The organism is Paenibacillus sp. NFR01, from assembly GCF_900111565.1.
Classification (GTDB): Bacteria; Bacillota; Bacilli; order Paenibacillales; family Paenibacillaceae; genus Paenibacillus_AQ.
Genome location: NZ_FOIK01000003.1, coordinates 135,728 through 160,374 on the forward strand (window position 1 = coordinate 135,728; position 24,647 = coordinate 160,374).

21 protein-coding genes are annotated in these 24,647 nt (G+C 56.6%); 13 read left to right on the top strand and 8 right to left on the bottom strand.

Features of this window, described 5'->3' with window-relative positions:
• Nucleotides 1-70 precede the first annotated feature (70 nt).
• The 8 genes from BMW84_RS15480 to mnmH all read left to right on the top strand — a co-directional run bounded on the left by BMW84_RS15480 (nucleotide 71) and on the right by mnmH (nucleotide 8,696).
• On the top strand, nucleotides 71-1,600 hold the full coding sequence (locus tag BMW84_RS15480) for a malate:quinone oxidoreductase (protein WP_302848103.1): 1,530 nt from the start codon (nucleotides 71-73) through the stop codon (nucleotides 1,598-1,600).
• Between the two features lie 168 nt (nucleotides 1,601-1,768).
• Nucleotides 1,769-3,025, top strand: a complete 1,257-nt coding sequence (locus BMW84_RS15485; RefSeq protein ID WP_091069995.1) for an ATP-binding protein — start codon at nucleotides 1,769-1,771, stop codon at nucleotides 3,023-3,025.
• 40 nt (nucleotides 3,026-3,065) lie between these two features.
• Nucleotides 3,066-3,542 carry an SRPBCC family protein gene (locus BMW84_RS15490; RefSeq protein ID WP_091069996.1) on the top strand — a complete coding sequence of 159 codons (477 nt, stop codon included), beginning with the start codon at nucleotides 3,066-3,068 and terminating at the stop codon, nucleotides 3,540-3,542.
• 200 nt (nucleotides 3,543-3,742) lie between these two features.
• Nucleotides 3,743-5,191, top strand: a complete 1,449-nt coding sequence (locus BMW84_RS15495; protein WP_091070537.1) for a SulP family inorganic anion transporter — start codon at nucleotides 3,743-3,745, stop codon at nucleotides 5,189-5,191.
• A 46-nt stretch (nucleotides 5,192-5,237) separates the two neighbouring features.
• Nucleotides 5,238-5,693 (top strand): YdeI/OmpD-associated family protein, encoded by a 456-nt coding sequence (locus BMW84_RS15500; RefSeq protein ID WP_091069998.1) that lies wholly within the window; start codon nucleotides 5,238-5,240, stop codon nucleotides 5,691-5,693.
• A 33-nt stretch (nucleotides 5,694-5,726) separates the two neighbouring features.
• Nucleotides 5,727-6,569 (top strand): SDR family oxidoreductase, encoded by an 843-nt coding sequence (locus BMW84_RS15505; protein WP_091069999.1) that lies wholly within the window; start codon nucleotides 5,727-5,729, stop codon nucleotides 6,567-6,569.
• 23 nt (nucleotides 6,570-6,592) lie between these two features.
• Complete coding sequence (gene selD, locus BMW84_RS15510) at nucleotides 6,593-7,642, top strand: selenide, water dikinase SelD (protein WP_091070001.1); 1,050 nt, start codon at nucleotides 6,593-6,595, stop codon at nucleotides 7,640-7,642.
• 16 nt (nucleotides 7,643-7,658) lie between these two features.
• Nucleotides 7,659-8,696, top strand: a complete 1,038-nt coding sequence (gene mnmH / locus BMW84_RS15515) for a tRNA 2-selenouridine(34) synthase MnmH (protein WP_302848102.1) — start codon at nucleotides 7,659-7,661, stop codon at nucleotides 8,694-8,696.
• A gap of 65 nt (nucleotides 8,697-8,761) precedes the next feature.
• On the opposite strand, the gene BMW84_RS25165 is transcribed toward mnmH, so the two are convergent.
• From BMW84_RS25165 to BMW84_RS15535, 4 genes are all read right to left on the bottom strand, one after another.
• Nucleotides 8,762-10,102, bottom strand: a complete 1,341-nt coding sequence (locus BMW84_RS25165; RefSeq protein WP_217646135.1) for a collagen-like protein — start codon at nucleotides 10,100-10,102, stop codon at nucleotides 8,762-8,764.
• 425 nt (nucleotides 10,103-10,527) lie between these two features.
• Nucleotides 10,528-14,331: a discoidin domain-containing protein gene (locus BMW84_RS15525; protein ID WP_091070004.1), complete on the bottom strand. Its 3,804-nt coding sequence runs from the start codon at nucleotides 14,329-14,331 to the stop codon at nucleotides 10,528-10,530.
• Nucleotides 14,332-14,655: 324 nt separating this feature from the next.
• Nucleotides 14,656-14,988 carry an ArsR/SmtB family transcription factor gene (locus BMW84_RS15530; RefSeq protein ID WP_091070006.1) on the bottom strand — a complete coding sequence of 111 codons (333 nt, stop codon included), beginning with the start codon at nucleotides 14,986-14,988 and terminating at the stop codon, nucleotides 14,656-14,658.
• 1 nt (nucleotide 14,989) lies between these two features.
• Complete coding sequence (locus BMW84_RS15535) at nucleotides 14,990-15,415, bottom strand: SRPBCC family protein (protein ID WP_091070008.1); 426 nt, start codon at nucleotides 15,413-15,415, stop codon at nucleotides 14,990-14,992.
• 289 nt (nucleotides 15,416-15,704) lie between these two features.
• Between BMW84_RS15535 and BMW84_RS15540 the strand changes: the two genes are divergently transcribed.
• Nucleotides 15,705-16,247 (top strand): CueP family metal-binding protein, encoded by a 543-nt coding sequence (locus BMW84_RS15540; RefSeq protein ID WP_091070009.1) that lies wholly within the window; start codon nucleotides 15,705-15,707, stop codon nucleotides 16,245-16,247.
• A gap of 51 nt (nucleotides 16,248-16,298) precedes the next feature.
• On the opposite strand, the gene BMW84_RS15545 is transcribed toward BMW84_RS15540, so the two are convergent.
• The gene (locus BMW84_RS15545) at nucleotides 16,299-17,174 is read right to left on the bottom strand and encodes a LysR family transcriptional regulator (RefSeq protein WP_091070011.1); all 876 of its coding nucleotides are present in this window, start codon (nucleotides 17,172-17,174) and stop codon (nucleotides 16,299-16,301) included.
• 121 nt (nucleotides 17,175-17,295) lie between these two features.
• On the opposite strand from BMW84_RS15545, the gene BMW84_RS15550 reads away from it, so the two are divergent.
• Nucleotides 17,296-18,300, top strand: coding sequence for a YeiH family protein (locus tag BMW84_RS15550; RefSeq protein WP_091070012.1), 1,005 nt, complete (start codon nucleotides 17,296-17,298; stop codon nucleotides 18,298-18,300).
• Between the two features lie 35 nt (nucleotides 18,301-18,335).
• On the opposite strand, the gene BMW84_RS15555 is transcribed toward BMW84_RS15550, so the two are convergent.
• Nucleotides 18,336-18,776, bottom strand: coding sequence for a MarR family winged helix-turn-helix transcriptional regulator (locus BMW84_RS15555; RefSeq protein ID WP_091070014.1), 441 nt, complete (start codon nucleotides 18,774-18,776; stop codon nucleotides 18,336-18,338).
• A gap of 163 nt (nucleotides 18,777-18,939) precedes the next feature.
• Between BMW84_RS15555 and BMW84_RS15560 the strand changes: the two genes are divergently transcribed.
• The 3 genes from BMW84_RS15560 to BMW84_RS15570 all read left to right on the top strand — a co-directional run bounded on the left by BMW84_RS15560 (nucleotide 18,940) and on the right by BMW84_RS15570 (nucleotide 21,659).
• Nucleotides 18,940-19,902, top strand: coding sequence for a quinone oxidoreductase family protein (locus BMW84_RS15560; protein ID WP_091070015.1), 963 nt, complete (start codon nucleotides 18,940-18,942; stop codon nucleotides 19,900-19,902).
• Between the two features lie 105 nt (nucleotides 19,903-20,007).
• Nucleotides 20,008-20,679: a response regulator transcription factor gene (locus BMW84_RS15565; RefSeq protein ID WP_091070017.1), complete on the top strand. Its 672-nt coding sequence runs from the start codon at nucleotides 20,008-20,010 to the stop codon at nucleotides 20,677-20,679.
• Nucleotides 20,676-21,659 carry a sensor histidine kinase gene (locus tag BMW84_RS15570; RefSeq protein ID WP_091070018.1) on the top strand — a complete coding sequence of 328 codons (984 nt, stop codon included), beginning with the start codon at nucleotides 20,676-20,678 and terminating at the stop codon, nucleotides 21,657-21,659. The genes BMW84_RS15565 and BMW84_RS15570 overlap by 4 nt, the downstream gene beginning before the upstream one ends.
• A gap of 72 nt (nucleotides 21,660-21,731) precedes the next feature.
• On the opposite strand, the gene BMW84_RS15575 is transcribed toward BMW84_RS15570, so the two are convergent.
• Together BMW84_RS15575 and BMW84_RS15580 are read right to left on the bottom strand one after the other, a co-directional pair.
• Nucleotides 21,732-23,702, bottom strand: a complete 1,971-nt coding sequence (locus BMW84_RS15575) for an ABC transporter permease (RefSeq protein WP_091070020.1) — start codon at nucleotides 23,700-23,702, stop codon at nucleotides 21,732-21,734.
• Nucleotides 23,699-24,445: an ABC transporter ATP-binding protein gene (locus BMW84_RS15580; protein ID WP_091070021.1), complete on the bottom strand. Its 747-nt coding sequence runs from the start codon at nucleotides 24,443-24,445 to the stop codon at nucleotides 23,699-23,701. Before BMW84_RS15580 ends, BMW84_RS15575 begins: the two co-directional genes overlap by 4 nt.
• Between the last annotated feature and the right edge of the window lie 202 nt (nucleotides 24,446-24,647).

Here is a 24,647-nt window from a genome sequence, read left to right on the forward strand (position 1 = left end):
CCGGTAGGTGCCGTCTGCTTGTCCGCAAAACTTTATATTTTAATAGTCACACATTTATCATAAAATAGAACTGTTATCCTTCAAATCACAGTGTATAAGGACGGTAAATATGAGCGACGGACAAACCAAAACAGACGTTATCTTAATTGGTGCCGGGATCATGAGCGCAACACTTGGAGCATTACTGAAGGAATTAGTACCGGAATGGAGCATTACCGTGTTTGAGCGGCGCGGAAGCGCAGGCGAAGAAAGCTCGGGCGAATGGAACAATGCGGGAACGGGGCACTCCTCGCTGTGCGAGCTGAATTACACTTCGGAAAAGCCGGACGGAACGATGGATATCCGTAAGGCGATTAAAGTAAACGAGGAATTTCAGGTATCCAAGCAGTTCTGGTCCCATCTGGTGAACAGCGGGCTGATCCATCGCCCACGGGAGTTCATCGTGCCGGTGCCGCATATGAGTTTTGTGCAGGGCCCCAAAGATGTTGCCTTTTTACGAAAGCGGTATCAAGCGATGGCCGCACATCCGCTGTTTGCGGGGATGGAGTATTCCGAGGACCCGGTGAAGCTGGCGGAATGGATTCCGCTGATGATGAAGAGCCGGGCAAGCGGACAGCCCATTGCAGCGACCCGAAGCACGGCGGGAACCGACGTGAACTTCGGGGCGCTGACGCGCATGTTGTTCGACCATCTGCAAAGCCGGGATGTAGCGATCCATTACAACCGCCAGGTGGAGGACTTACGGCGCAGCAGCGACGGCAGCTGGGACTTAAAGGTAAGAAATCCTGATAACGGTACCAGCGAGCGCCATCAGGCGAAATTCGTATTTATCGGCGGGGGCGGCGGAAGCCTGCATTTGCTGCAGAAGTCCGGCATTCCGGAGGGTAAAGGCATCGGCGGCTTTCCGGTCAGCGGATTGTTTATGGTGTGCCAGAATCCGGAGGTCGTGCAGCAGCATCACGCCAAGGTGTACGGCCAGGCCCCGGTCGGCGCGCCGCCGATGTCCGTTCCGCATCTGGATACCCGCTTCATTGAAAATAAAGAGTCGCTGCTGTTCGGGCCATTCGCCGGATTTACGCCCAAATTCCTGAAATTCGGGTCAAACCTCGATTTGATTGCTTCGGTCAAACCGCATAATCTGCTGACGATGCTGGCGGCCGGCGTGAAGAACGCTTCCCTGACCGCTTACCTCATCAAGCAGGTGATGCTGTCGAAGGAACAGCGGATGGAATCGCTGCGCGAATTCGTGCCGGAAGCCCGGAGCGAGGATTGGCGTCTGATGGTTGCCGGCCAGCGGGTGCAGATTATTAAAGATACCGCAGCCGGCAAAGGAACGCTGCAGTTCGGCACGGAGGTCATCAGCGCCGCTGACGGCTCGGTAGCCGCGCTGCTCGGCGCATCGCCCGGCGCGTCAACGGCGGTGTCGATTATGCTGGAGCTGATCGGTAAATGCTTTCCGCAGCATATGCCGGCGTGGGAGCCGAAGCTGACGGAGATGATTCCGTCGTACGGACTTTCGCTGGCGGAGCATCCTGAACTTATCCCCGGGATTCATGAAGCAACGTCCCGGACGCTGGGGCTGGATCAGGCTATCGAATAATCTCGCGATCTAACCCGCAACCGCCATGCCGGCTGCGGGTTTTTCTGTCTCTCCGTTTCCGGTGAGGGCCAAGGGGAGGCTGTTTTTTCCACATCGGCAAATCCGGGTATAGTATAATTGAAGGACAAGCGCGAATTTTGTAAGAAAAGGGCGAAAGGAAGATCCTCTTTGTTTGAAGCATTGTTGCTCAATTTCTTGTTTTTGCTCTTCCCCGTCATCATTTATCTGCTGTTTTTCGAAATGCTGCCCGGAGGCTATCACCGGGGGTTATTGCTGGGATTGACGGCGGTAACGATGATTTTATGCATGCTGAAGCCGATTCAGCTCGACAACGGCTTTATCTTTGATCTGCGGTATGTGCCGTTCCTTATTGTGGCCTTGTATGGAAGCTATAAATATGTCATTCCAATATACGCACTGCTCAATCTCATCCGGCTGTACGTCGGCGGAGAGGGCATGCTGCCCTCCTTCCTGTTCTCCACGGCAGTGCTGGTTCTGGTACCGCTGTACAGCCGCAGATTTCTCCGCTTCAGCTCCCGGGGGCGGGTGACGGCGGCAGTTGTGATAACCCTGCTGACCATGAGCGGCTATCTGCTCAGCCTGTGTCTTATTACCCGGCAGGTGAACCAGGAGTTCTGTGTGCTTGCGATAAATGCGCTGACGGTCTACAGCGGGGTCATGGGCGTCATTATGATTCTGATTGAGCGGATCCTGACGAATATCCGCAGCCGCGACCGGATGATTCAGACGGAACGGCTCATGGTTGTCAGCGAGCTGGCGGCCAGCGTGTCCCATGAGATCCGCAATCCCCTGACCGTGACGGGCGGATTTTTGCAGTTGCTGATCAGTTCTCCGAATATCACGGAGCGGGAGCGGGGGTTCGTTCGGTTGTCCCTGCAGGAGCTGCAGCGGGCGGAGAAGATTGTCAGCGATTTTCTTTCCTTTGCCAAACCTCAGCTGGACAACATGGTAAATGCCGATATGCGGGAAGATCTGGAGTATACGACCAATGTCATTATGCCGTATGCTTCGATTCATAAGGTCGAGGTCGATTTTCACTTCAGCAACACGCTGCTGCTCCGTTATGACCGGAACCAGATTCAGCAGAGTCTGATTAACTTGTACAAAAACGCCATCGAAGCCATGAAGGTGAAGGGGGGCGGCACGCTTACCATCGATGCCTATGAGCAGAAGCAGAACCTGGTGCTCAGCATCCGCGACAATGGCGTAGGGATGACCCGGGATGAAATTTCGCGGCTCGGACGGCCTTATTATTCGACCAAAGAGGAAGGCACCGGACTGGGCATGCTGATGGTGTACAGCACGGTCAGCAAATTAAAGGGTTCGATCGAGGTCCGCAGCGAAAAAGGGGAAGGCACGACGTTTCTGCTGATTTTTCCGGCGGAATCCCCGGCTACGGCATAAACCCTCGGTGCCAAGAATACGAGGTTAAGGGAGGATGTCCATGATCGCTGAATTGAAGCGTACGGAACAAGGGTACTCCGCCTGCTTTGAGCGCCATTTCAAGCAGCCGGTCGCCCGGGTCTGGGCGATGCTGACGGAGAACGGCAAGCTGCAGCAGTGGTTTCCGGAGCTGAAGGTAGAGGAATTGCGGACTGGCGGGATCATCACGTTCGATATGCAGGACGGCAGCTTTAAAACGATGGAGATTGTGGAGATGCTGCCGGAATCCGTGCTGGAATACACCTGGTCCGCAGACCTTGTCCGGTTCGAATTGTCTCCGGAGGATGGAGGCGGGTGCCGGCTGGTGCTGATCGAGAAGCTGACGCAGCTTACGGAGCATACGCCAAGGGATTTGGCCGGCTGGGATGTATGTCTGGATGTAATCGGAGCTTTGCTGGACGGACGGGAGTTTGGCCCGCGCCACCCGGTCTGGGCGAAGCGGTATGAGGAATACAAGCAGCGGATCGACGCACTGTAGAACAAATGAAGATCGGCGGAGGCCTGATACGGGTTTCCGTTTTTTTGTGCGCTGCCAATCCTTCAAATTGCATAAATTTAAAGCTGGTTGGGATAAATTTGAGACGTTATAATAGAAAGCGCTGATTAACGGACGGACGTGACTTTCCTGAGACTGGAGAGTCAACATTTATAAATACAGAGAATGGAGAGGATTATTTGCTGTACGCAAAATTGAAAGAACATTGGTTTTTCAACACGAGGCGGGATATTCTTTCAGGAATGACGGTCGCGCTGGCGCTGATTCCAGAGGCGATTGCGTTCTCGATCCTGGCCGGCGTCGATCCGATGGTCGGACTGTACGCCTCCTTCTGCATTGCGGTGACGATCGCTTTTGTCGGGGGAAGAATGGGCATGATCTCGGCGGCTACGGGGGCGATGGCTTCCCTGATGGGCCCGATTATCGCGAAATACGGCATTGAGTATCTGTTCGCAGCATCGATTATGACCGGAGTAATTCAGTATTTGATGGGCGTGCTGAAGTTCGGGAGATTTATTACGTTCATTCCGCATTCCGTCGTGACGGGTTTTGTGAATGCTTTGGCCATCATTATATTTATGGCGCAGCTTACGAACTTTGAAGGGGCCAACTGGCAGATGTACGCCATGGTCGCGGGGACGCTGGCAATTATCTATCTGCTGCCCCGGCTGACCAAAGCCGTGCCGTCGGCTCTAGTCGCCATCATCGCGATGACGATTTTGTCCGTGTCGCTCCATCTGGATCTGCGCACCGTCGGCGATATGGGACGGATTACGCAGCAACTGCCTTTTTTTCATCTCCCGGATATCGAGCTGTCCTTGCAGGCCATTGGAAAAATCCTGCCGTTCTCGCTGGCGCTCGCCGTAGTTGGCATTACCGAATCGCTCATGACCGCGACCATCGTTGATGAAATGACCGAGAGCAAAAGCGACAAGAACCGGGAAATCCGCGGCCAAGGTGTAGCCAACGTCATCTCCGGCCTTTTCGGCGGCATGGCCGGCTGCGCGATGATCGGGCAAACGGTGATCAACGTCAAATCGGGCGGTAGATCGCGGCTGTCCACTCTTATATCGGGTGTGTTTCTGTTGTTCCTGATTCTCGTACTCGGCAATGTGGTCAAGCAAATTCCAATGGCTGCGTTAGTCGGGGTTATGTTCATGGTCTCCATTGGGACGTTTGACTGGAACTCGCTGCGGACGCTGAACCGCATTCCGCGCAGCGATGCGCTCGTCATGCTTGTGACGGTAATGATTGTAGTGGCGACATCGGATTTGGCTATCGGCGTCGTGTCCGGCGTCGTCCTGAGCGCGGTTATCTTCGGCTGGCGTTCCGCCCGGATCGCAGCGCATAAAGAAGAGCACGGCAGTTCGAAGACTTACCGCATTACCGGCCAGCTGTTTTTCGGCACCATGACCCATTTTATCGACTTGTTTGATTATAAGCAGGATCCGGAAACGGTCATTATTGATTTTACAGCGTCCCATGTGTGGGATCATTCGGCGATAACGGCGATTTCGAAGGTGAACCAGCGTTACCGGCAGGCGGGCAAGACGGTCCGGGTCACCGGGTTGAACGAGGAGAGCAGGACGCTTGTGGAGAGCATGGGACTTGCGGTATCATCGGGTCATTAAGAAGAATTGCCTGCAACCTAAATTTGTAGCCAGGGAGACGATGGGCATGAAGTTTGCAACCGCGATAGGATTGTACGGAGCCAGTGCCAAACAGCAACCGGGAATCTCTGTTCCACCGGAAATCGTCGAAGCACTGGGTGCCGGTAAGAAGCCGCCCGTACGCGTAACCATCGGCGAGTATACGTACCGGAGCACCATAGCCAGCATGGGGGGAATATTTCTGCTGCCCTTCAGCAGCGAGCACCGCAAAGCGACCGGCCTTGGCGCCGGTGATGAAATTACGGTGGAGCTTGAGCTCGACGATGCCCCGCGCGTCGTTGTAGTGCCGGAGGACCTGAAGGCTGCACTGGACCAGAATGCCGCCGTTCTGCAGGCTTTCGACAAGCTATCGTACAGCAACAAACAGCGTATCGTCTTGGGCATTGCCGAGGCGAAGGCGGAAGATACCCGGCAGCGCCGGATCGCCAAAGCGGTTGCCGACCTGGAGAAGACCCTGGGCTAGTCAGGGACCTCACCCACAAAGGAGAGAATGTGCATGAATCGAACGATTGCGATTACAGGTGCCTCGACCGGTATCGGGCTGGCGACCGCGCTGCGGTTCGCCCGAAGCGGGTGGACCGTGTATGCCGGCACGCGCAACCTGGAGCGGGAGCGGGCGGCGTACAGCGAAGAAACCTCGCTGCATTGGCTGGAGATGGAAGTGACCGATCCGGCATCGCTGGAGCGGGCGTTTGCAGAGATCGCCCATTCCACCGGCGGCAAGCTGGATGTTCTATTCTGCAATGCCGGCTACGGCTATCTGCGGGCGCTGGGCCAAGCGCCGCTGGAAGAGATCCGGCAGGTGTTCGACACCAACGTGTACGGCGTGATGAATACAATCCAAGCCGCGCTGCCGCTGCTGCGGGAAGCGGGATACGGGCATATTCTCGCTACGTCCAGCGTCGGCGGGCTTGTCGGACAACCTTTTAACGAAATCTATTGCGCCAGCAAGTTTGCCGTAGAGGGACTGCTGGAGAGCTTGGCCACGTATTACAAACCGCTGTTTAATATCGACGTCACTTTGATCGAGCCGGGAGCCATTGCTACCCAATTCGTGCAGACGGTGTACAAACATCTGGGTGAAACCGGCGGCATTCTGGAGGATGAGTACAAGCCGCTGATCGACGCCTACACGGCGAATTTTGCGAAACGGGCATCTGTGCCGCAAACGGCGGATTCCGTAGCCGAAGTGGTATTTGACGTGGTCCTCGGGGAAGACAAGCCGCTGCGCGTGCGCACCTCGGAAGCAGCCGAAGCCTTTGTGCGCCATAAAGTAGAGAAGGACCCGTCCGGTACGGAAGGCGTGCTCGGCACGCGCAAGCTGCATCTCGGATTGTAATCACAAAGGGAGGATATAAGGCGATGACCCATACCGAAAAAATCAAGCTGACTTCATATTCGACCAAAGGAGGCTGCGGCTGCAAAATCGGCCCCGGCGATCTGTCGCAGGTGATTCGCTCGCTGCCGACTCGGGCCGCGAACCCCAACCTGCTGGTCGGGATCGACACCAGCGATGATGCCGGAGTCTATAAATTAAGCGACGACCTGGCACTCGTGCAGACGGTCGATTTCTTTACGCCGATCGTGGATGATCCGTATGCCTTCGGCCAAGTGGCTGCGGCCAATGCGATCAGCGATATTTATGCCATGGGGGGCAAGCCGCTGACGGCGCTGAATATCGTCGCGTTTCCGATCAAGACGCTGGACAAGCAAGTGCTGGCCGATATTTTGCGCGGAGCCGGCGACAAAATGCAGGAGGCAGGCGTGACGCTGGTCGGCGGGCACTCCATCGACGATAATGAACCGAAGTTCGGGCTGGCCGTTACCGGCCTGATCCACCCGGATAAGGTGCGGACCAACGCGGGTTCGCAGCCCGGCGATAAGCTGATTCTGACGAAGCCGATCGGCGTTGGCATTTTGACCACCTCGATCAAGAAGGACAAGCTGTCGGAGGATGAGGTGGCACGGGTTACCGCAGTCATGGCTACGCTCAACAAAACCGCCGCCGAGACGATGGAGCCTTACGACATTCATGCTTGCACGGATGTCACCGGCTTCGGCCTGATGGGGCATTCGCTCGAAATGGCCAAGGGCAGCGGCGTCGGTATCCGAATTTATGCGGACAAGGTGCCCGTTCTGCCGAGAGTGCGCGAGCTGGCGGAGGAAGGGTTCGTACCGGGCGGGACAAAAAACAACTTTGCCCATGTACAGGATTCCGTCACGTTCGCCGAAGGACTGGATCAGATCGGACAATGGATTTTGTGCGATGCGGTCACATCCGGCGGACTGCTGATTTCCGTGGCCGGCAGCCAGGCGGAAGAGCTGCTGGATAATCTGAAGCAGGCGGGCGTGGAAGCCGAGTGCATCGGCGAGACGGTCACGGAGCATCCGGGCCGCATCGTTGTCATCTAGAAGGAGCGAAGGGACATTGCAGGAGATATCGCTGGAAAAATGTTTAGCGCTGCGGGAGCAGCAGGGCGTGGTCATGATCGACGTGCGCTCGCCTGCGGAGTTTGCCAATTCCTCCATTCCCGGCAGCATCAATATTCCGCTGTTTGACGATGCGCAGCGGGCCGAAGTCGGCACCATTTACAAGCAGGAGGGTGTCCAAGCGGCCAAAGAGCGCGGGCTGGAGATTTTCTCAGCCAAGCTTCCCGCATTTATTAAGGCGTTTGGCGAGATTGGGGGGCCGAAGACGGTATTCTGCTGGCGCGGCGGCATGCGCAGCAAAACGGCGGCAACGGTGCTGGGTTTGATGGGCATCCAGGCCTCCCGGCTGACCGGCGGTTTTCGGGCTTACCGCAAATGGGTCGTCGAAACGCTGGAGACTTTTGAGCTTAAGGCGCAGCCGGTGGTACTGCTGGGGCATACCGGGACCGGCAAAACGGCCATTCTGCGGCAGCTGAAGCAAGAGGGCTTGCCGGTGCTTGACCTGGAAGGCATGGCCGGGCACCGCGGCTCGATTTTCGGTCAGGTCGGGCTTGAAGCGAATAATCAGAAAACCTTCGATTCCTTGCTGGTTACAGAGTTGCTGCAGCTCGGGCAAGCCCCGTTCGTGCTGCTGGAAGGCGAAAGCCCACGGATCGGCAAGGTCGTGCTGCCGAAGTTCGTTACGGAGCACAAAGAAGCCGCAACGCAGCTGCTGATTCGTTTGCCTATGGAGGAACGGGTGCGGCATATTGTCGAAGACTACAGGCCGAAAGAGCATAAAGAAGAGCTGATTCAGGCGTATATGGGGATCAAGGAGCGTATTCATATTCCCATTGCAAAAGAGATTCTGGCAGCGCTGACGGAAGAGCGGTTCGGTGATGCGGTAGGTCTTCTGCTTGAGCATTATTACGATCCCCGGTATGAACACGCAATGATGCAGTACGAGGATCAGCGGATCGTCATCGAAGCGGCGACGGTTGCGGAAGCAGCGCTGATGGTTAAGGAAGCGGTGTTGGCTCTGAAGCTCAAGGCATAGGCACAAAGGACACCTGTGAAGGTGTCCTTTTGTCTTGGGATAAAGCCGGCAGCCGTTTCGTAAGGCTAATCCAGTCCGGCAATCCACGGCGATAACAGAATGGTGTCGCTCGTGTTGATGGTCTGGCCCACGGTAAACCCGGTAAGGTTTTGGGTGCGGAAGTTAATGAGCGGAGCATCCGTCCCACCGGTTCCGGTGATTCGGCCGCCCAGGGCGGAGCCGTTAACCTGGTTATATGCCGCGAGCTGGTAGATCGCGTTCCCCGAAAGCGCGAGAGGCGCCGTCAACGGCAAAATGAACAATCCTGCGGTCAAAGTGGTCACTACGCTGGTCACTCCTATAACCGTAGAATCATTCTCGCCGATAGGCGCTAAGACCGCTAACTGAAAGTCCCCGGTTGAGCCCACTTGAGTGACATATACGGCCAGGCTGGTAATCGTGATGGGCGATCCGTTAAAAGCAAGGGCACCGATCGCCTCGCTGTTTCCCGCGCCTGCGTTGAAGGGAATTAGTGCGTCGATATCTCCGATTTTCACCGTTTCAATAAAGCCGTTGCCCGTTCCGGTAATTCCGGCAGGTCCCGTAGCACCGGTAGCCCCCGTGGCCCCCGCGGCGCCCGTAGCACCGGTGGATCCAGTGGCACCCGAGGGACCCGTTGGTCCAATAGAACCGGTTGCGCCTGTGGCTCCGGAGGGTCCCGCTAGGCCTGTTGCGCCTGTGGCTCCGGCAGGGCCTGTTGCCCCGGTAACTCCGGCAAGGCCCGTGGCTCCGGTAGGTCCCGTTACCCCTGCCGGTCCCGTGCCCCCAGTGGGTCCGGTGGGACCGGCAGCGCCTGCAGTTCCGGTGGCGCCCGGAGTCCCTGTCGCGCCTGTGGCTCCGGCGGCACCCGGAGGACCCTCAGCCCCTGTAGACCCGGTGGGCCCAGTCGCGCCCATCAGTCCCATGGCGCCCATCATCCCCATCATGCCCATCGCGCCGGTGGCTCCGGTAGCGCCTATGGGCCCGATCATGCCCATCATGCCCATCGCGCCGGTGGCTCCGGTAGCGCCTATGGGCCCGATCATGCCCATCATGCCCATCGCGCCGGTGGCTCCGGTAGCGCCTATGGGCCCGATCATCCCCATCATGCCCATCGCGCCGGTGGCTCCGGTAGCGCCCATGGGCCCGATCATCCCCATCATGCCCATCGCGCCGGTGGCTCCGGTAGCGCCCATGGGCCCGATCATGCCCATCATGCCCATCGCGCCGGTGGCTCCGGTCGCACCCATAGAGCCCATCATCCCCATCATTCCTATGGCACCGGTTGTGCCCATAGGGCCGACTGGGCCGATCAATCCCATCGCCCCGGGTACCCCCATCGGGCCTGTTGCCCCGGTTATCCCCCCTGTTCCGATCATGCCGATCACTGCCCAAACGCCTGAAGGGACAGCTCTCACCGGCGAAAAGAGGGCGCAGCGATAACCCAACCGGCGCAGTCTTCTTTTTTTTCTGCAGGCCTGCCTATTCTTCCGGAGCGGTTTGCACTTCCGGAGTTTTCCGCAGCCCATCGGGTAGTGGGCAGCTCGCTTGCTTGCCTTTTTAACTTTCATTTTTCACCGCCTTTTTCCTTTGCTCCGGCTCAGCGGCGCTGCCTCAAACGTAGGTCCTTCATGCGGCCCTCCGCCACCGGGCTTCTGTATAACGTATGAGGGCAAGCGCGTATAGGAATGGACGACTGACGCTATGCCCATGAAGAAAGCATCAAATCTTCTCCCCGAAAAATAATACAAGGGCACCCGGAAGGGTGCCCTTGGCTCTATCGCTTTAATACATACTGCCCAATGTTCACGTATTACCAGTTGTTCCCCGACACCCGGATCACATTGAAGTTCGGGCTCTTGCTCTCGCCGTAAATGGCGGCAACGCCCGGGTTATTCACCTTGACGTTGGTGAAGCTGGCTGCGCCGACGACCGGTCCTTGGCCATCTTCCGCTTTAGCTACCAGTTTGATGCCGTAACGGGTCGGGCTGTTGATCGTGATATTCTCCAGACGGATATTTTGCATCGGCAGATTTTCCGGCGACTTCGTTTGGAACATGATGCCGAAGTAGACAGGATTGTTAATGTCGACGTTTTTGATCAGAATGTTCTTCAGATCGCGGTCGCCGCCGAAAATCCAGATCGCGCCGAAGTTCTGATAGTCGTTGATCTTGTCGTCGCCGCCGACACTGGTCCAGAAGTCGCCCCCTGTGCGGTCGAGCGTAACGCCGTCCACCACGGTATCCTGGGCACCGAAGCCCAGCGTATTATAGCCGAAGCTCAAGCTGCTGATGGTGAGCCCCGGATAAGTCAGCGTGTCTGCGCCATAAAGGTTCTGGAACAGGTTATCCTGGCCGCCGTAGATAGCAAAAGCAGCCGCCCGTCTGACGTTGGTGGCGGTCAGATTCGTATATTTGTTGCCGACATTGTAAGAGCCGCCGGCGTCGACCGCGCTGAACAGGGCGAAGGAATCGTCGCCGGTGCCGCGGGCGTAGTTGTTGTCGATGACGTTATAGGACGAGCCGTTGGTCATGTTGATGCCGTCGGCAAACATGTTTTTGATCCGGTTGTTCTTGAAGGTGTTATAGGAAGAGTTCACCCCCCAGTAGAGGCAGACAAAATGCTCGGCCCAGACGTTGTCGATGGTAACGTTCTGCATGCCGTTGCCGTCGATGAATTTGCCGGGACCGTCTTGCCGGTATACATAGTTGCCCCAAGCGGACAGGTCCTTGATCGTCGAGCCGTTGGCAGCGGAGCCGATATTAAAGCCGACGTCGGTATTCGTCTGATCCTTCGGCGCTACCAGCTTGGTGTGCCAAGGACCAGCGCCGATGATTTCCGTTGCCCGGCCGTACAGGAAGATCTTCGACGAGATCGTCCATTCGCCGGCCGGAATGAAGATGCCCTTCTTCGTGGAATCCTGACGGAATTCCGTCAGCGCCTGGTCGATGGACTTTGTAGCCGACACCTGCACGTATTTGCTTGGGTCCGGGTTGGTTGCCGCCGGAGCGACATTCTCCGTTTCGATCATGTCGACATAAATCCATGAGACGTCGCCTGCATCTTTTTGGATTTTAATTTTGGTTCCGGCCGGATATACCTGATCCAGCATCAGCTGGGAATCTTCATACAGCCAATAAGCTTTGGATCCGGAGTTGTCGTAACCGAGCCGTCCTAGCGTCGTAGGCGAAGCGTAAAGATACGAGAATTTGGAGGTGACGCTGAAATTGCCTTTATCGACGCCATTGGCGTAGATGCTGACCGTTCCGGTCGTATTCTCGGCGACCGCATTGCGGAGTACAAAGGCGTTGGCCGGCGCCGTCAGCGTAAATTCCACATATTCGCCATTGGCATCCAGATAAACGGCCGAACGTCCGGAAGCTTCGCCGGCAAAGTCGCCAGGCGTGAAGTTTGGCGCCAGCTTCGTGCCGTTCGTACTGTTGCCGGCAGCCTCGGCTTCCAGAACCGTGAACGGCATGTTTGCGCCGCGGCCGGAATACAGGCTGGAGGTACCCGTATTATTGGATTGCTTGATGGCCACCTCGTTGCCGTCCGGCGCAATCGTGGTCGTTACCGTGTAGCTGCCATTGACGGCGGTCCAGGTGCCGACGTTTACGTTGGCCGAAGCGCCTGCGGCCAATGCACCGCTGTACGAACCGCTGAAGGTCTGAATGGTAGCCCCAGCCGCATTTTTCAATACAACCGTAATGGCATGAGCCCCGGAGGCGGAAGCAATATTGCCTTGATTTTTCAGATTCACGGAGAAGGTGACCGTATTACCGGCACTCGGATTGCTTGGTGTCCAGGAGGTTGTTCCGATGAGGTCGGAGCTTTGCACCTGGCTGACGACCAGATTCGCCGAGTTGGTATAACTGTTGTTTGAATCATCCATCTCAATGACGGCATTGCTTTCATCTACCTTGGCCGTGACGGTATAAGAGCCGGCATCCTTCGCTCCGATATTTGCGGAGACGGTCGCCGATGCCCCTGCGGCCAGCGCGGCTACCGGAGCAGTTCCCGCAAGCGTTGAACCCAGATAGAAGTTCACGTTCGTGGCACCGGCCGCGGCGCTGCCGGTATTTTTGACGGTGGCGTTAAGCGTAATGGCGTTCGTTTCATTCGGCGAGGCCGGCGTCCAGGTGATGCCGGTAACCGTCAGATCGGGATTCGGGGCAGGTGTCCCATACACCTGGAATTCGGCAACCTGCCCGGCCGGTGCACCGGTGTTGGAGATGAAATTCAGCTGCAGCCGTTTTACCGTTGCCGTCACCGGAATCGTTACTGTATTGCCCGAGGCCGGATTGAACGTGTAAGAGGCGGCCGATACCAAATTGCTGAATGTGGTTGTCGTCTGGTTATGGCCGAGCACCTGAATGCTCTGCGTCCGGGTTCCCCATTCCGTTGCCGGATTGAGCTTCAGCACGATGGACGTGACGTTGTAGTTGGCGCCGAGATCGAGCGTAAGCGTACTCGGATTTCCGCCGCCTTCCCAATACGTTGCCGTGTTGTTGTCATTGGCATTGGCGGCCACAAAAGATTGCGTGTTCGAAGAAGCGGTAATGGCCTTCCCCGGCGCAATATTGCCGCCAGGAGGAGTCGTAGGCGTAGCAGTCGGTGTAGACGTTGGTGTGACGGTAGGCGTCGGTGTAGGGGTAGGTGTAGGGGTGGCTGTCGGTGTCGGAGTAGCGGTTGCCGTTACAAGCTCGCCAAGCGTAATCTGGTCCAGGTTGATGTTGGCCGTATCTCCGGCATCGTATTTATAGGCGATGGTATTGCTGCCCGAATTCAGGTTCAGCGTCTCCGTCTTGGTTCCCCACGTATCCCAGTTTGCCAGATTCGGCAGGGAGGACTGGCGGATTTTGACGCCGTTGACATAAATACTGATCGTGCTTGCGCTGCCGTTCGCGTTAGCGTATTTCAGCGTCACTTCCCGGTTCCCCGCTGCTGGGGCATTCACCGTAAAGGTCGCCGCTGCGCCTTGGGTCCAGTAGCCGTCGACAAAGCCCGTACCGGCATAACCGGTATGGTCGGTATTGACCTTGGCCCCCCCGGAGAGCCCGGCCGCTTCCGCTTGATAGACATTGGAAGGCGTTGTGCCGCTGACGCCATACACTTCCAGCTCGGAGATTTGTCCCGCGGGCCAGGATGTATTGGCCGTAATGTTAATCCGCACGTACCTTGTACTGGCTGCGGTGAAGTCGATCGTTACGGTATTGCCGGAGCTTGGGTTAAACGTATAGCTGGCCGAAGCCTTGAGATCGGAGAAGCTGGTGCCGTTCGTGCTTCCCTGCACGGACAAGGTTTGCGTCCGGGTCTCCCAGCCCGAAGGCAGCTTCAGTTTCACCTGATCGACGTTTACGGCACTGCCCAGATCCACTTGTACCCACTGGGGAAAAGCATTATTGGTGCTCTCCCAGTACGTCGCGGCATTGCCGTCGGTTACATTGCCGGCCGGATACACATCAGCGTGTCCCGACTCGGATGCCGCTTTGCCGGCGGCAAGGTTTGGCCCTCCGGCTGCCTGGATAGATCCAGGCCATCCGAAGGAGGAGAACAATGTTCCTCCGATCAAGGTTATGATACAAATCCAGGCGACGATGAGTCTTTGGCTTTTCACGAATGCATTCTCCCTTCAATAATGAGAAATGAAAGATTCGAAAGAGTACCGGGCGCACAGTATGCTTCATCCATCGTCCTATAAGAACATCATTTATACGTAAATCAAATGTAAGCGTTATCAATTAATAGAGCATTCCTCCTCATCCGAGAGACTCATTATTGAGATACTCAGTATTGTGTATTGCACAGTGATCATAAATCAGGCAGTACTTCCAAATAAAGGTGCATTTCTATGGAGAGTATGTGCTCTGCTATGGAGCCTGGCCTAACAAAAACGGCTGCGGCACGGATCCGTGCACGCAGCCGCCAAAGGGCGCTGGACTCAATCTTTATCGTTGTCCGCTTCAACGAGCCGTTTGAGCGCAAGCAGCCGCTCGTCCCAATACCGCTCGAAGAAGCTCAGCCACTGCTGAATTTCCGCCAGCGGTTCCGGCTGCAAGGTGTAACGGGTCTCCCGTCCGGCTTTCTGGCTGCGGACCAGTCCGGCGTCGGCGAGCACATGCAGGTGCTTGTTCACGGCTGTCCGGCTGAGGGGAAAAGCTTCCGTGATGGCGGCAATCGGCATCTCCCGATCAGCCAGAAGCTTCAGCATCTTGCGGCGGGTAGGGTCGGAAATAGCCTGAAAGACGTCAGCTTTAAGCGCCGGAGCACCCAACTTAGGCCTCCACGTAAGCCACGAGGGCCTTGTGTACGATGCTTTCCCAGCCGCCGTTCATAACTTCGCGGATGACGGTGTGCGGTTGGCCGAACTCGGTAAGCTTTGACGGATCCCAGCCGGAATGGATCAGGGTGAACTCGGTTTTGCCGTCTTCAAGCGTCTTCAGCTCAAACTGCAGATGCCAATCCTTGCCCCAGTCGAAACCAAGCGTATTCGGCGGGTCCAGCTCCGTGACCTTGGCCGGCGAGTCGCCGAAATTGCCGGCATGAAGGATGAATTCATGTCCCAGAACCGGCTCGAAGGTGCTTGGCATCCACCAGGCGGCAATGCCTTCCGCCGTCGCTACGGCGTTCCACACTTTTTCAATCGGGGCGTTCAGGACGACGGTCTTACGGATTGCGGGAATCGTTTCTTGCGTGCTCATGGAAATGCCTCCTGTCAAAGTAACACCTTATGGTGTCGTGTTTAAATTGTAACACCTTTAGGTGATATATTGCAAGCTTGTACATGGGGCATAGTTTTTCCAATTGCAGGCGAAAAATATGAGGAACCGATGACGGCAAAACGGTCGGCTCGGCTCTGAGTGGCTGGAGCGGCTCGGTTAAAGTCATGCTCCAAAGGCGAGTTTTGGCACAGACAGCCTGGCTATGGTTCTTTATACTGTAGGGGTTTTCGGAGAACAAATGCCTGCATACAAAGGAGAGATTGCGAAGATGAACAATAAAATCCCGGTCATCGCCGGAGTTGCTGTGATCGCCCTGGCGGCGGGCATCATCTTTTGGCCCTCGGACAAGAAGGCGGATGGCCCGGAGCCGCTGGCGGACGGCCAGATCAAGCCGCTGGTGGAGGAATACAGCTCGCGCGCGAAGACGGCGGAATCGGCATCCATTGATTCGCATACATTGACGGTTACGTTATCGGGCAATCGCGTGACGACGTACGCCTTGCCGAAGGATGAATTTTTTGTATCGATCGCTCCTTACATGAATCAGACGCATCCGTGCGCAACCCATAATTTGACCGGCTGCAAAGGCGAGCTGGCCGATGAGTCTTTTCAGGTCACGGTCACCGATGAGCAGGGAGAGGTTGTCGTGAACGATGAGCTGAAATCGCATCCTAACGGATTTATCGACCTGTGGCTGCCGCGGGAGAAGAACTACCATGTAAAAGTGGAGCGGGACGGCAAGCAGGCGGAGAGCGACATTTCGACCTTTGAAGACGACAACACTTGCATCACAACGATGAAGCTGGGATAACAACGGAAAAACCACCCTTGCAAGGGTGGTTTTTTGCTGCCTGGCGATCCGTCAGATTTTCTGCAAAACCTCGATGAGGGCCTCAACGCTCCGTTTATTTTTCATAATCGGCGAAGTTACATACGACAAGGTCCGCATAAAACGGTGCGGTTTCAGCTCGATCACCGCGAGCTCACCGTATGCGAGTTCCCGTTCGATGGCATGGCGTGACAGCAGCGACAGGCCCATTCCCTGAATGACGCTTTCCTTGACCCCCTGATTGCTGCCGATTGTGAGCAGCGACTTAATCTTCAGCCCGTTGATCCGTATGAAGTGGTTGAAGTATTCCCTCGTTCCCGAACCCTCTTCCCGGGTAACCCAAGTCTGATCCTGCAACGCCGGCCAACCGGGATTTGGCCCAATTGGATGATGCGCTTTAGAGGCGATAATGACCAGCTCATCCTCCATAAACGGCAGTACCGACAGCTCTTTGTCATGGGCAGGGCCTTCGATAAGGCCGATATCTACTTCCAACAGCCGGACCAGCCGCACGATTTCGTCCGTGTTTCCAATTTCCACCCGAAGATTCAATTGAGGATAAGCCTGCCGCAGCTTGGCCAGAAGGGCGGGCAAAAGATATTCGCCGATGGTAAAACTGGCCCCCACCACCAGCTCTCCCTGCAAGGAGTGGCGCTGTGCCCAGAGTTCTTCCTTGGCCTGGTCGTACAGAAGCAGGATTTGTTTGGCCCGTTGATACAATAACTCGCCGCTGGGCGTAATCTGCACAAATTTGGGCGAACGAAGGAACAGTTGGGCTTGAAATTCGCTCTCCAGGTTTTTGATATGCAAACTTACGCTGGGCTGAGAGATGTGAAGCAGCTCGGAGGCTTTGGTAAAGTTTTGGGATTCGGCAAGCACAACAAATGTTCTTAACGCGTCATATTGCATATGGGTCTCCGTTTATCATTAGTTTTTCTGATTATAACAATTAAACATATATATTTCACTAATCATTAGCGGCTGTTTATAGTGAAACCAGAAGAAAAATTTCAATGGGAAGTGACCTGTGATGCGCAATATAAAGATTTACGGACCGGGAATTGCATTAACGTTAGGGCTTGCGGCGGTTGCAAAAGGCCTTTCATATCTGCCTTTTATGTCAATCATGGGGCCGCTCGTGATCGCGATTACGCTGGGTATGGTGTGGCGGGCTGTTTGGGGAAACCAGGAGGCGCTTCAGCGGGGAGTCGCCTTTTCCGGCAAAAAGCTGCTGAGGGCGGGCATTGTCCTTTTGGGAGCAAGGCTGAATCTGGCAGATATCTACCGCGCCGGGTTCGGCGTATTTATGGCGGCGGTGCTCGATCTGACGTTTGCGCTTGCCGTAGTTTACGGCTTGACCCGCCTGTTTCACGTAGACCGCAAGCTTGGACTGCTCACGGCATGCGGCACGGCGATATGCGGCGCGGCGGCCGTCGTGGCCATTGCCCCGCAAATCGAAGCGGATGAGGAGGAAACCGCAGTCGGCGCGGCGACGGTGGCAGTGCTCGGGACCCTTTTTACCATGGTGTACACGGCACTGTATGCGGTAATGGACTTGTCGCCGCGTGGCTACGGAATATGGGCCGGAGGAACGCTGCATGAAATTGCCCATGTGGTCGCTGCGGCGGCTGTCGGAGGAGAGAAGGCGGTAGACGTCGCGGTCATCGTTAAGCTCACGCGGGTCGCGCTGCTGGTTCCGGTCTCGCTGATTGCGGGAGCCATGTACCGTAAAAAGGCGAAGCCCGGGCACAGCGAGGGGGGCCGATCGTTCCTGGCCACGTTGCCTTGGTTTATTCTCGGTTTTCTGGCGGTAAGCGGGTGCGTGACTCTAGGCGCCATTCCCGCAGCCTGGACGCCTTGGCTTGTGAATGCCGCTTATCTCCTGCTTGGTATGGCTATGGCAGGCTTGGGATTGGGCGTGGAATTCAAAGCTTTTCGCCGTAAGGGAATGAGGGCATTCTCCGCCGGTCTGATCGGTTCACTCCTGCTATCGGCTGCAGGCTACGGCCTGGTCTTGGTGCTGCATCTTGGTTAAGCAGAGCAGCCTTAATGCGGAAGTCAGGATGAGTTTTAGTCCCCGGCGTCGAACAAAACTTTGCCGGCCAGGCGGGTCAGCTGCGAACGTTCGGCTTCGTTCAAATGCTTGAGCGCTGCTTCCACCTGCTGCTCGATTTCGGCGCCGGCAGTCTCAACCAGCCGGCGGCCTTCCGCAGTGATTCTGACGCTGATGGCGCGGCGGTCGTTAGGGGAAGGGATACGCTCCACCAGGCCGCGGCGCTCCGCCCGGTCTACCAGTCCGGTGATACTGGATTTATCAAGCTTCAAGTGCTGCGCCAGCTGCTGCATGCCAGGCTCACGGTCGCGCACGATGCCGAGCAGCCGGACCTGGATAATAGACAGATCGTATTCAGCTCCCACCCTCCCGAGTATGCCTTGAATCAGGAAGGAGAGCTGAACCACCCCGTCGATTAGGGAAAGTTCGCCGGACGGATGGAAAAGATCATTTTGCACAAGGACTCACTCCGAATGATAGGGTTGGGACACGGGAGCGATGGCTTCCGCGCCTGATTTTGATCTATTGTACCATATTTACCGTTGACTTAGTACGTGAAACAAACTATATTAGTTGGTGACACAAACTAATTTCGCCGAAACGGAAATGGAGGTCAATAAAATGAAGGCTGCCGTAGTACATTCCTTTGATCAAGCGCCGAAATTTGAAGATTTTGAGGGGCTTCCCGAACCCTCGGGGAACCATGAAGCCGTCGCCGAGGTGCTTGCCGCCGGCTTGTATCACCGCGTCCGCTCGCAGGCGGAGGGTACCCACTATACGAGCACGGGCCGGCTGCCGCTGATTCCGGGCATCGACGGCGTGGGACAACTGCCGGATGGGCGCAGAGTTTACTTCGTAGCGCCCGATACGCCGTACGGCACGTTTGCCGAACGCACAATCGTCGACCTGCGCCGCTGCGTCCCGCTGCCGGAAGGCGCTGATCCGGTGCTCATCGCTGCGGCGATGAATCCGGCGATGTCCGCCTGGGTAGCGCTGCGCCGCCGGATTGCCTTCCAGCCCGGGCAGAAGGTGCTGGTGCTCGGAGCGACGGGCCATTCCGGGCAGATGGCGGTGCAAATCGCCAAGCTGCTCGGCGCCGGCGAGGTGATCGCCGCCGGCCGCGACGAAGCGCGGCTCGCCCGGCTGGCGGATCTGGGCGCCGACAAGGCGATCTCCATTGCCGGCGACCCGCAGGCCGCCGCGGACCGGCTGGGCGAAGCCGCGGCCGAAGTCGACGTCGTCGTCGACTATTTATGGGGCCTGCCGGCGGAGCTGACGATGGTGCCGCTGCTGACCCGGCGGGCGGACCGCAGCCGCCCGCTTACATGGGTCCAGATCGGCTCCATCGCGGGCAATACCGCCGCGGTGCCTTCCGCGGCGCTCCGATCGGCCAACTTTCAGATCGTTGGCAGCGGCCAGGGCTCTGTCTCGACGGCAGGGTATCTCGCCGAATTCCCGGCATTAATTGAGGCCATTGCCGCGGGGCAGCTTACAGTAGCCGCCGCCGCGCATCCGCTGTCGCGCGTGGAGGAATTGTGGAAGGCGCCGGCAGAAGGAGCGGACCGCATCGTCTTTGTGCCCTGATTTTGGCTGAATTCGATTTCTGCCAGCACCCGGCCGAGCGAATCCCGAACCCAAAGCATGGTATAATGGCAGGGATTGGACATTGGCCAGGCAGGAGGGAATCGGATGTTTCGCATCCTGATGATCGAAGACGACGACAAAATACGCACGATTGTGGCCGGTGCGCTGCGCAAATGGCAGTTTGAAGTGATCGAGGCCGCTGCCTTCGACAATTTATTGGCCGAATTCGAAGCGGCGCAGCCCCATCTCGTGCTGCTCGACATCAATCTGCCGGTGTTCGACGGCTTTTACTGGTGCCAGCAGATTCGCAGTGTCTCGAAGGTGCCGATTATTTTTCTGTCTTCCCGCAACCAAAACATGGATGTCATTATGGCGATCAATATGGGCGGGGACGACTTTATCCAGAAACCGTTCGATCTGGGAGTGCTGGTGGCGAAGGTGAATGCGCTGTTGCGGCGTAATTATACCTACCAGGAGGACCATCTGCAGCTCAGCCACCGCCAGCTTGTGCTGCATCTATCCAATTCCACGGTTCAGTATCAAGGCCAGACCGCCGAATTGTCCCGGAACGAATCGCTGATCATGCAGACCCTGCTGCGGAATATCGGGCGGATTGTCTCGCGGGACGAGCTGATGCAGGCATTATGGAACGACGAGCAGTTTGTCGACGACAATACGCTGACCGTGAACGTGAACCGGCTGCGGCGCAGAATCGCGGCGCTCGGGCTGGATGATTTTATCGCCACCCGTAAAGGAATGGGGTATATCCTCGAATGAGCTTCCGGCGATTTTTGAAATATGAGCGTCCTTACCTTATCCTGACGGGGGCGGTGTTCCTGACCACCATCCTGGTGTTCTGGACCGATCCGGGAACCCGGCTGCACCGGCAGACGCTGCTGTATGCGCTGGCGTTGGCGGGTTTTGTGGTCTTTGCTTTTTTCGTGTACCGGTATCAAAAGGTGCTGTATGCGGTACGGCATCCCGGGCCGGAGGAAGCGGAGCCGCTGTCGCTGGAAGCCGAGGCGGTCCGCGAAGCGCTCGATGCCGCGCAGATCGCCCATATCCGCGCGCTGAACGAAGTCCAGGCGAAGCAGAAGGAACATTATGATTTCATCGTCTCCTGGTTTCACGAGATCAAGACCCCGATCTCCGTGCTGCGGCTGATGCAGCAGACCGAAATGGATCCCCGCGGCATCGAAGAGGAAGTGTCCCGCATTGAGCATTACGTCGATCAGGCGCTCTATTATGCCAAGCTCGACAGCTTCAATCAGGATTATGAGTTGGTGAATTGCGATGTGGAGCCGCTGGTGCGCGAGGCGGTCAAAGCGCACGCCAAGACGTTTATCGCGCGAAGGGTGAAGCTCCGGCTGGAGCTTTCGCCGACGGTCGTCCAAAGCGATCCGAAATGGCTGCTGTTCATTGTGAACCAGCTGCTCTCCAACAGCTTGAAATATACCTCAGAAGCCGGGGAGATTACGTTGTCTTCGCATGAAACGGCGGAGGAGAGGTTGCTTACCGTCCGCGACAATGGCATCGGAATCGAAGCGAGGGATATGCCGCGCGTGTTCAACCGCGGGTTTACCGGGGCGGGCGGACGCAGCCATGCGAAATCGACGGGAATGGGCTTGTATCTGGCCCAGGAGCTGTCGAAGAAGCTGGGGCACTATCTGACCTGCGAGTCGGCGGTCGGGCAGTTTACGGAATTTACCGTTCATTTTCCTAAGCACCATGATCCCTATTGGGAGACGGTACGGTAAAGCCCGCCCTATTTGAATAGAAACGGCCCGGAAGGCTTATCGCCTGTCCGGGCCGTTGTTACTCCGGGAAGCTTAAGCTTCCCGGCTGATGATTTTATAATAGAGATTCGCCGAAGAGAGGTAGAGCAGCAAATAAACGAGAAAGTACACCCCGATGATACCCCACGTAATGCCCGGCAGTTCGGGGAAATCGCTCACCGACTCCAGAATATACGCCTTGATGATCGACCAGCTGTACAACACCGCCAGCACCAGTGGCGGCAGAAAGACAAACAGCAGCTGCTTGCGGATCACATTTTTGATCTGCCGGTTGTCGACGCCGATCTTGCGCAGGATGCCGTACTGCCAGCGTTCCTCGGTCGCTTCACGCAGCTGTTTGAAATAAATGACGCTGGCCAGCGCAAATGTGGCGATCAGGGCCAGAAAGCCGCTGCTGAACAGCATCAGCGCCGAGCCTTCGATCTGTTTGGAGTAGACGTCGGCGAACGAAGAGTAATAGGCGTCCGGCGTCTGCTTCACGATGGCGTATACCTCGGCGGACAGCGCATCGGCCGTTTTGGCGTTTTCCAGCCCGTAAATTTCGAAGGTCCTGATCTCGGCTCCGCCGCGCAGACGCTCATAGGCTTCGTCGGAAACGACAAACACCGCCGGTTTCGTATCCATGGACGTCTCCGGGTTGGTCGACCAGCCGAGATAGGCATAATCTTTCTTTTCGCCGAGCTTGAACGTGGTCTCTGTACCTGACCCCGTCTTTACCGTAAAATCCGGCGTCTCCCCGGGCGCAAAAGCCTTCGGGAAATCAGAGCCCTGCGACAACGCCGCCGCCTCGTTCCCCGCCAACGCTACCCTTTGATTGTCGCCCCGCAGATCCGCAAGCGCATTAAACTCTTTTTCCGGCACCAGCAGCAGACCCTCTGAGAAATATTCAGGGTTGTCGAACGCGGCCTCCATCCCCGTTACCGCCGAGGCCGCCAGCGCCTCCTGCGTCAGATGATAACGCGCGGGATGCTCCGAGCCGTTAATCAGGGCATCAATCCGCGCGTTCGTGCCGGAATCCAGCGACTGAAAGGCGATGTCGTTCGGGATATTTCGTCCGACGGCTTCAAATTGCACCTTGTAGTTGATCGTCATAAAGCACATCAGCATCATAATGAGCGCGCCGAACAGCGTAATAAACGATAGATTGAGCGTGTTGCCGCGGATTTGGAAACGCAGCGACGAGGTCCACAGGACGGTATTGCCTTCATGGTACGTCCGGCGCCGCGCAATCCGCTGCAGCAGCCAGCCCGCGAATTGGCGGAAGAACAGGTAGGTTCCGGCAATAATGCCGACGGCGGTAGCGATCAGGCTTGCGGTAGCGTAATCCTGCCAGACGGCGGATCCTTTGCCGCTGTAGATCAGCGTGAAGGCCAGCGCCAGCAGCAGCACGGCGAGAATCGCCCAGAAGGCGGAGACGCGCACCGGCTTGTCGGCTTTCGTTTTGGCATGGAACAGCTCGGTCAGCTGCAGCCGGTTCACCATGAAATAGCTCTGCACGCTGATGATCAGCGCCAGCAGGAAGAACAGTCCGGCCGTCGATGCGATCGCCTCTACCGGAAAAGACAGCGCCACCGTCTGGTTGTATTCCATCATGTTCATCAGCAGCATGCCGAACAGCTTGGAGAGCAGCCCGCCCAGCAGCACCCCCGCCACGAGCGAGACGGCGCAGATCGCCAAGGTCTCCAGGAACACCATCCGCACAACCTGCCTTTCCGACAAGCCGTACAGCAGATACATCCCGAACTCTTTTTTCCGCTGGCGCATAAAGAACGAATTGGCATACAGGATGAAGAAAATGATGAACAAAAATACCGCGACCGAAGCGATCGCCGCCCCTGTCTGGAAATTCGCCCGGTTCTGCAGCGCCTCCAGCACGTCCTTATTGAACATCAGCGCGGAAAAGGTGTATTGGACGATAACGCCGGCCACCAGCGAGAACAAATATACGCTGTACAGCCGGAAGTTGCGTTTGATGTTCCGCAGTGTCAGCTCCGTCAAACTCATCGGGATTTGCCCCCCATCAGGCTTTGGGCATCGAGGATGCGGTCGTAGAACGATTTTTGGTTCTGCCCGCCTGCATAAAGTTCATTCACAATGCTTCCGTCGCGTAAGAAGATCACCCGTTTGCAGTAGCTGGCCGCATACCCGTCATGGGTGACCATGAGAATGGTGGTGCCGAACGTTTCGTTCAGTCGCACGAGCTGCTCCAGCAGCTGCGTGGCGGAACGCGAGTCGAGCGCACCGGTCGGTTCGTCGGCGAAGACGATCGCCGGATGGGTAATGATCGCCCGGGCCGAGGCCACGCGCTGCTTCTGCCCGCCGGACAGCTCGTTTGGATATTTGTTCATCAGGCCTTCAATGTTCAGTGCGGCAACGATAGGCGCAAGCCGCTCTTCCATCTCTTCGGCTTTATACTTGCGCAGGGACAGCGGGAGCAAGATATTTTCCTTGGCGGTCAAGGTATCGAGCAAATTATAGTCCTGAAAAATAAACCCCATGCGCTCCTGCCGGAATTGCCGGGCCGCCTGCTTTTTCATATCGAGCAATGCGTTGCCCTCCAGCCACACTTCCCCGCCGGACAGCCGGTCGATGGTCGACAGCACGTTCATCAGCGTCGATTTGCCGGAACCCGAAGGTCCCATGATCGCTGTGAGCTCCCCTGCCTGAATGGCGAGGTCGATATTTTTCAGCACCGGCGTTGCTCCGTATTGCTTGGATAGGTTTTTCGTTTGAATGATCGTCTGCATTATATCGCTCCTCCATTGGTATTCTTTCCATACTCTTAATATAAAGAGGAGTCCGTTTGGTATCCATGGAAGTAGGGGATCCCCATGTGACAGTGTTGTCACTTTGGGAGGGCTTAGGTTCCACCGGAACTAATCATTTAGTAAAAATGATTATTAACTTTTTGTCGAAATTTAGTGTTTTTTATCACTGTTTACCCACCTT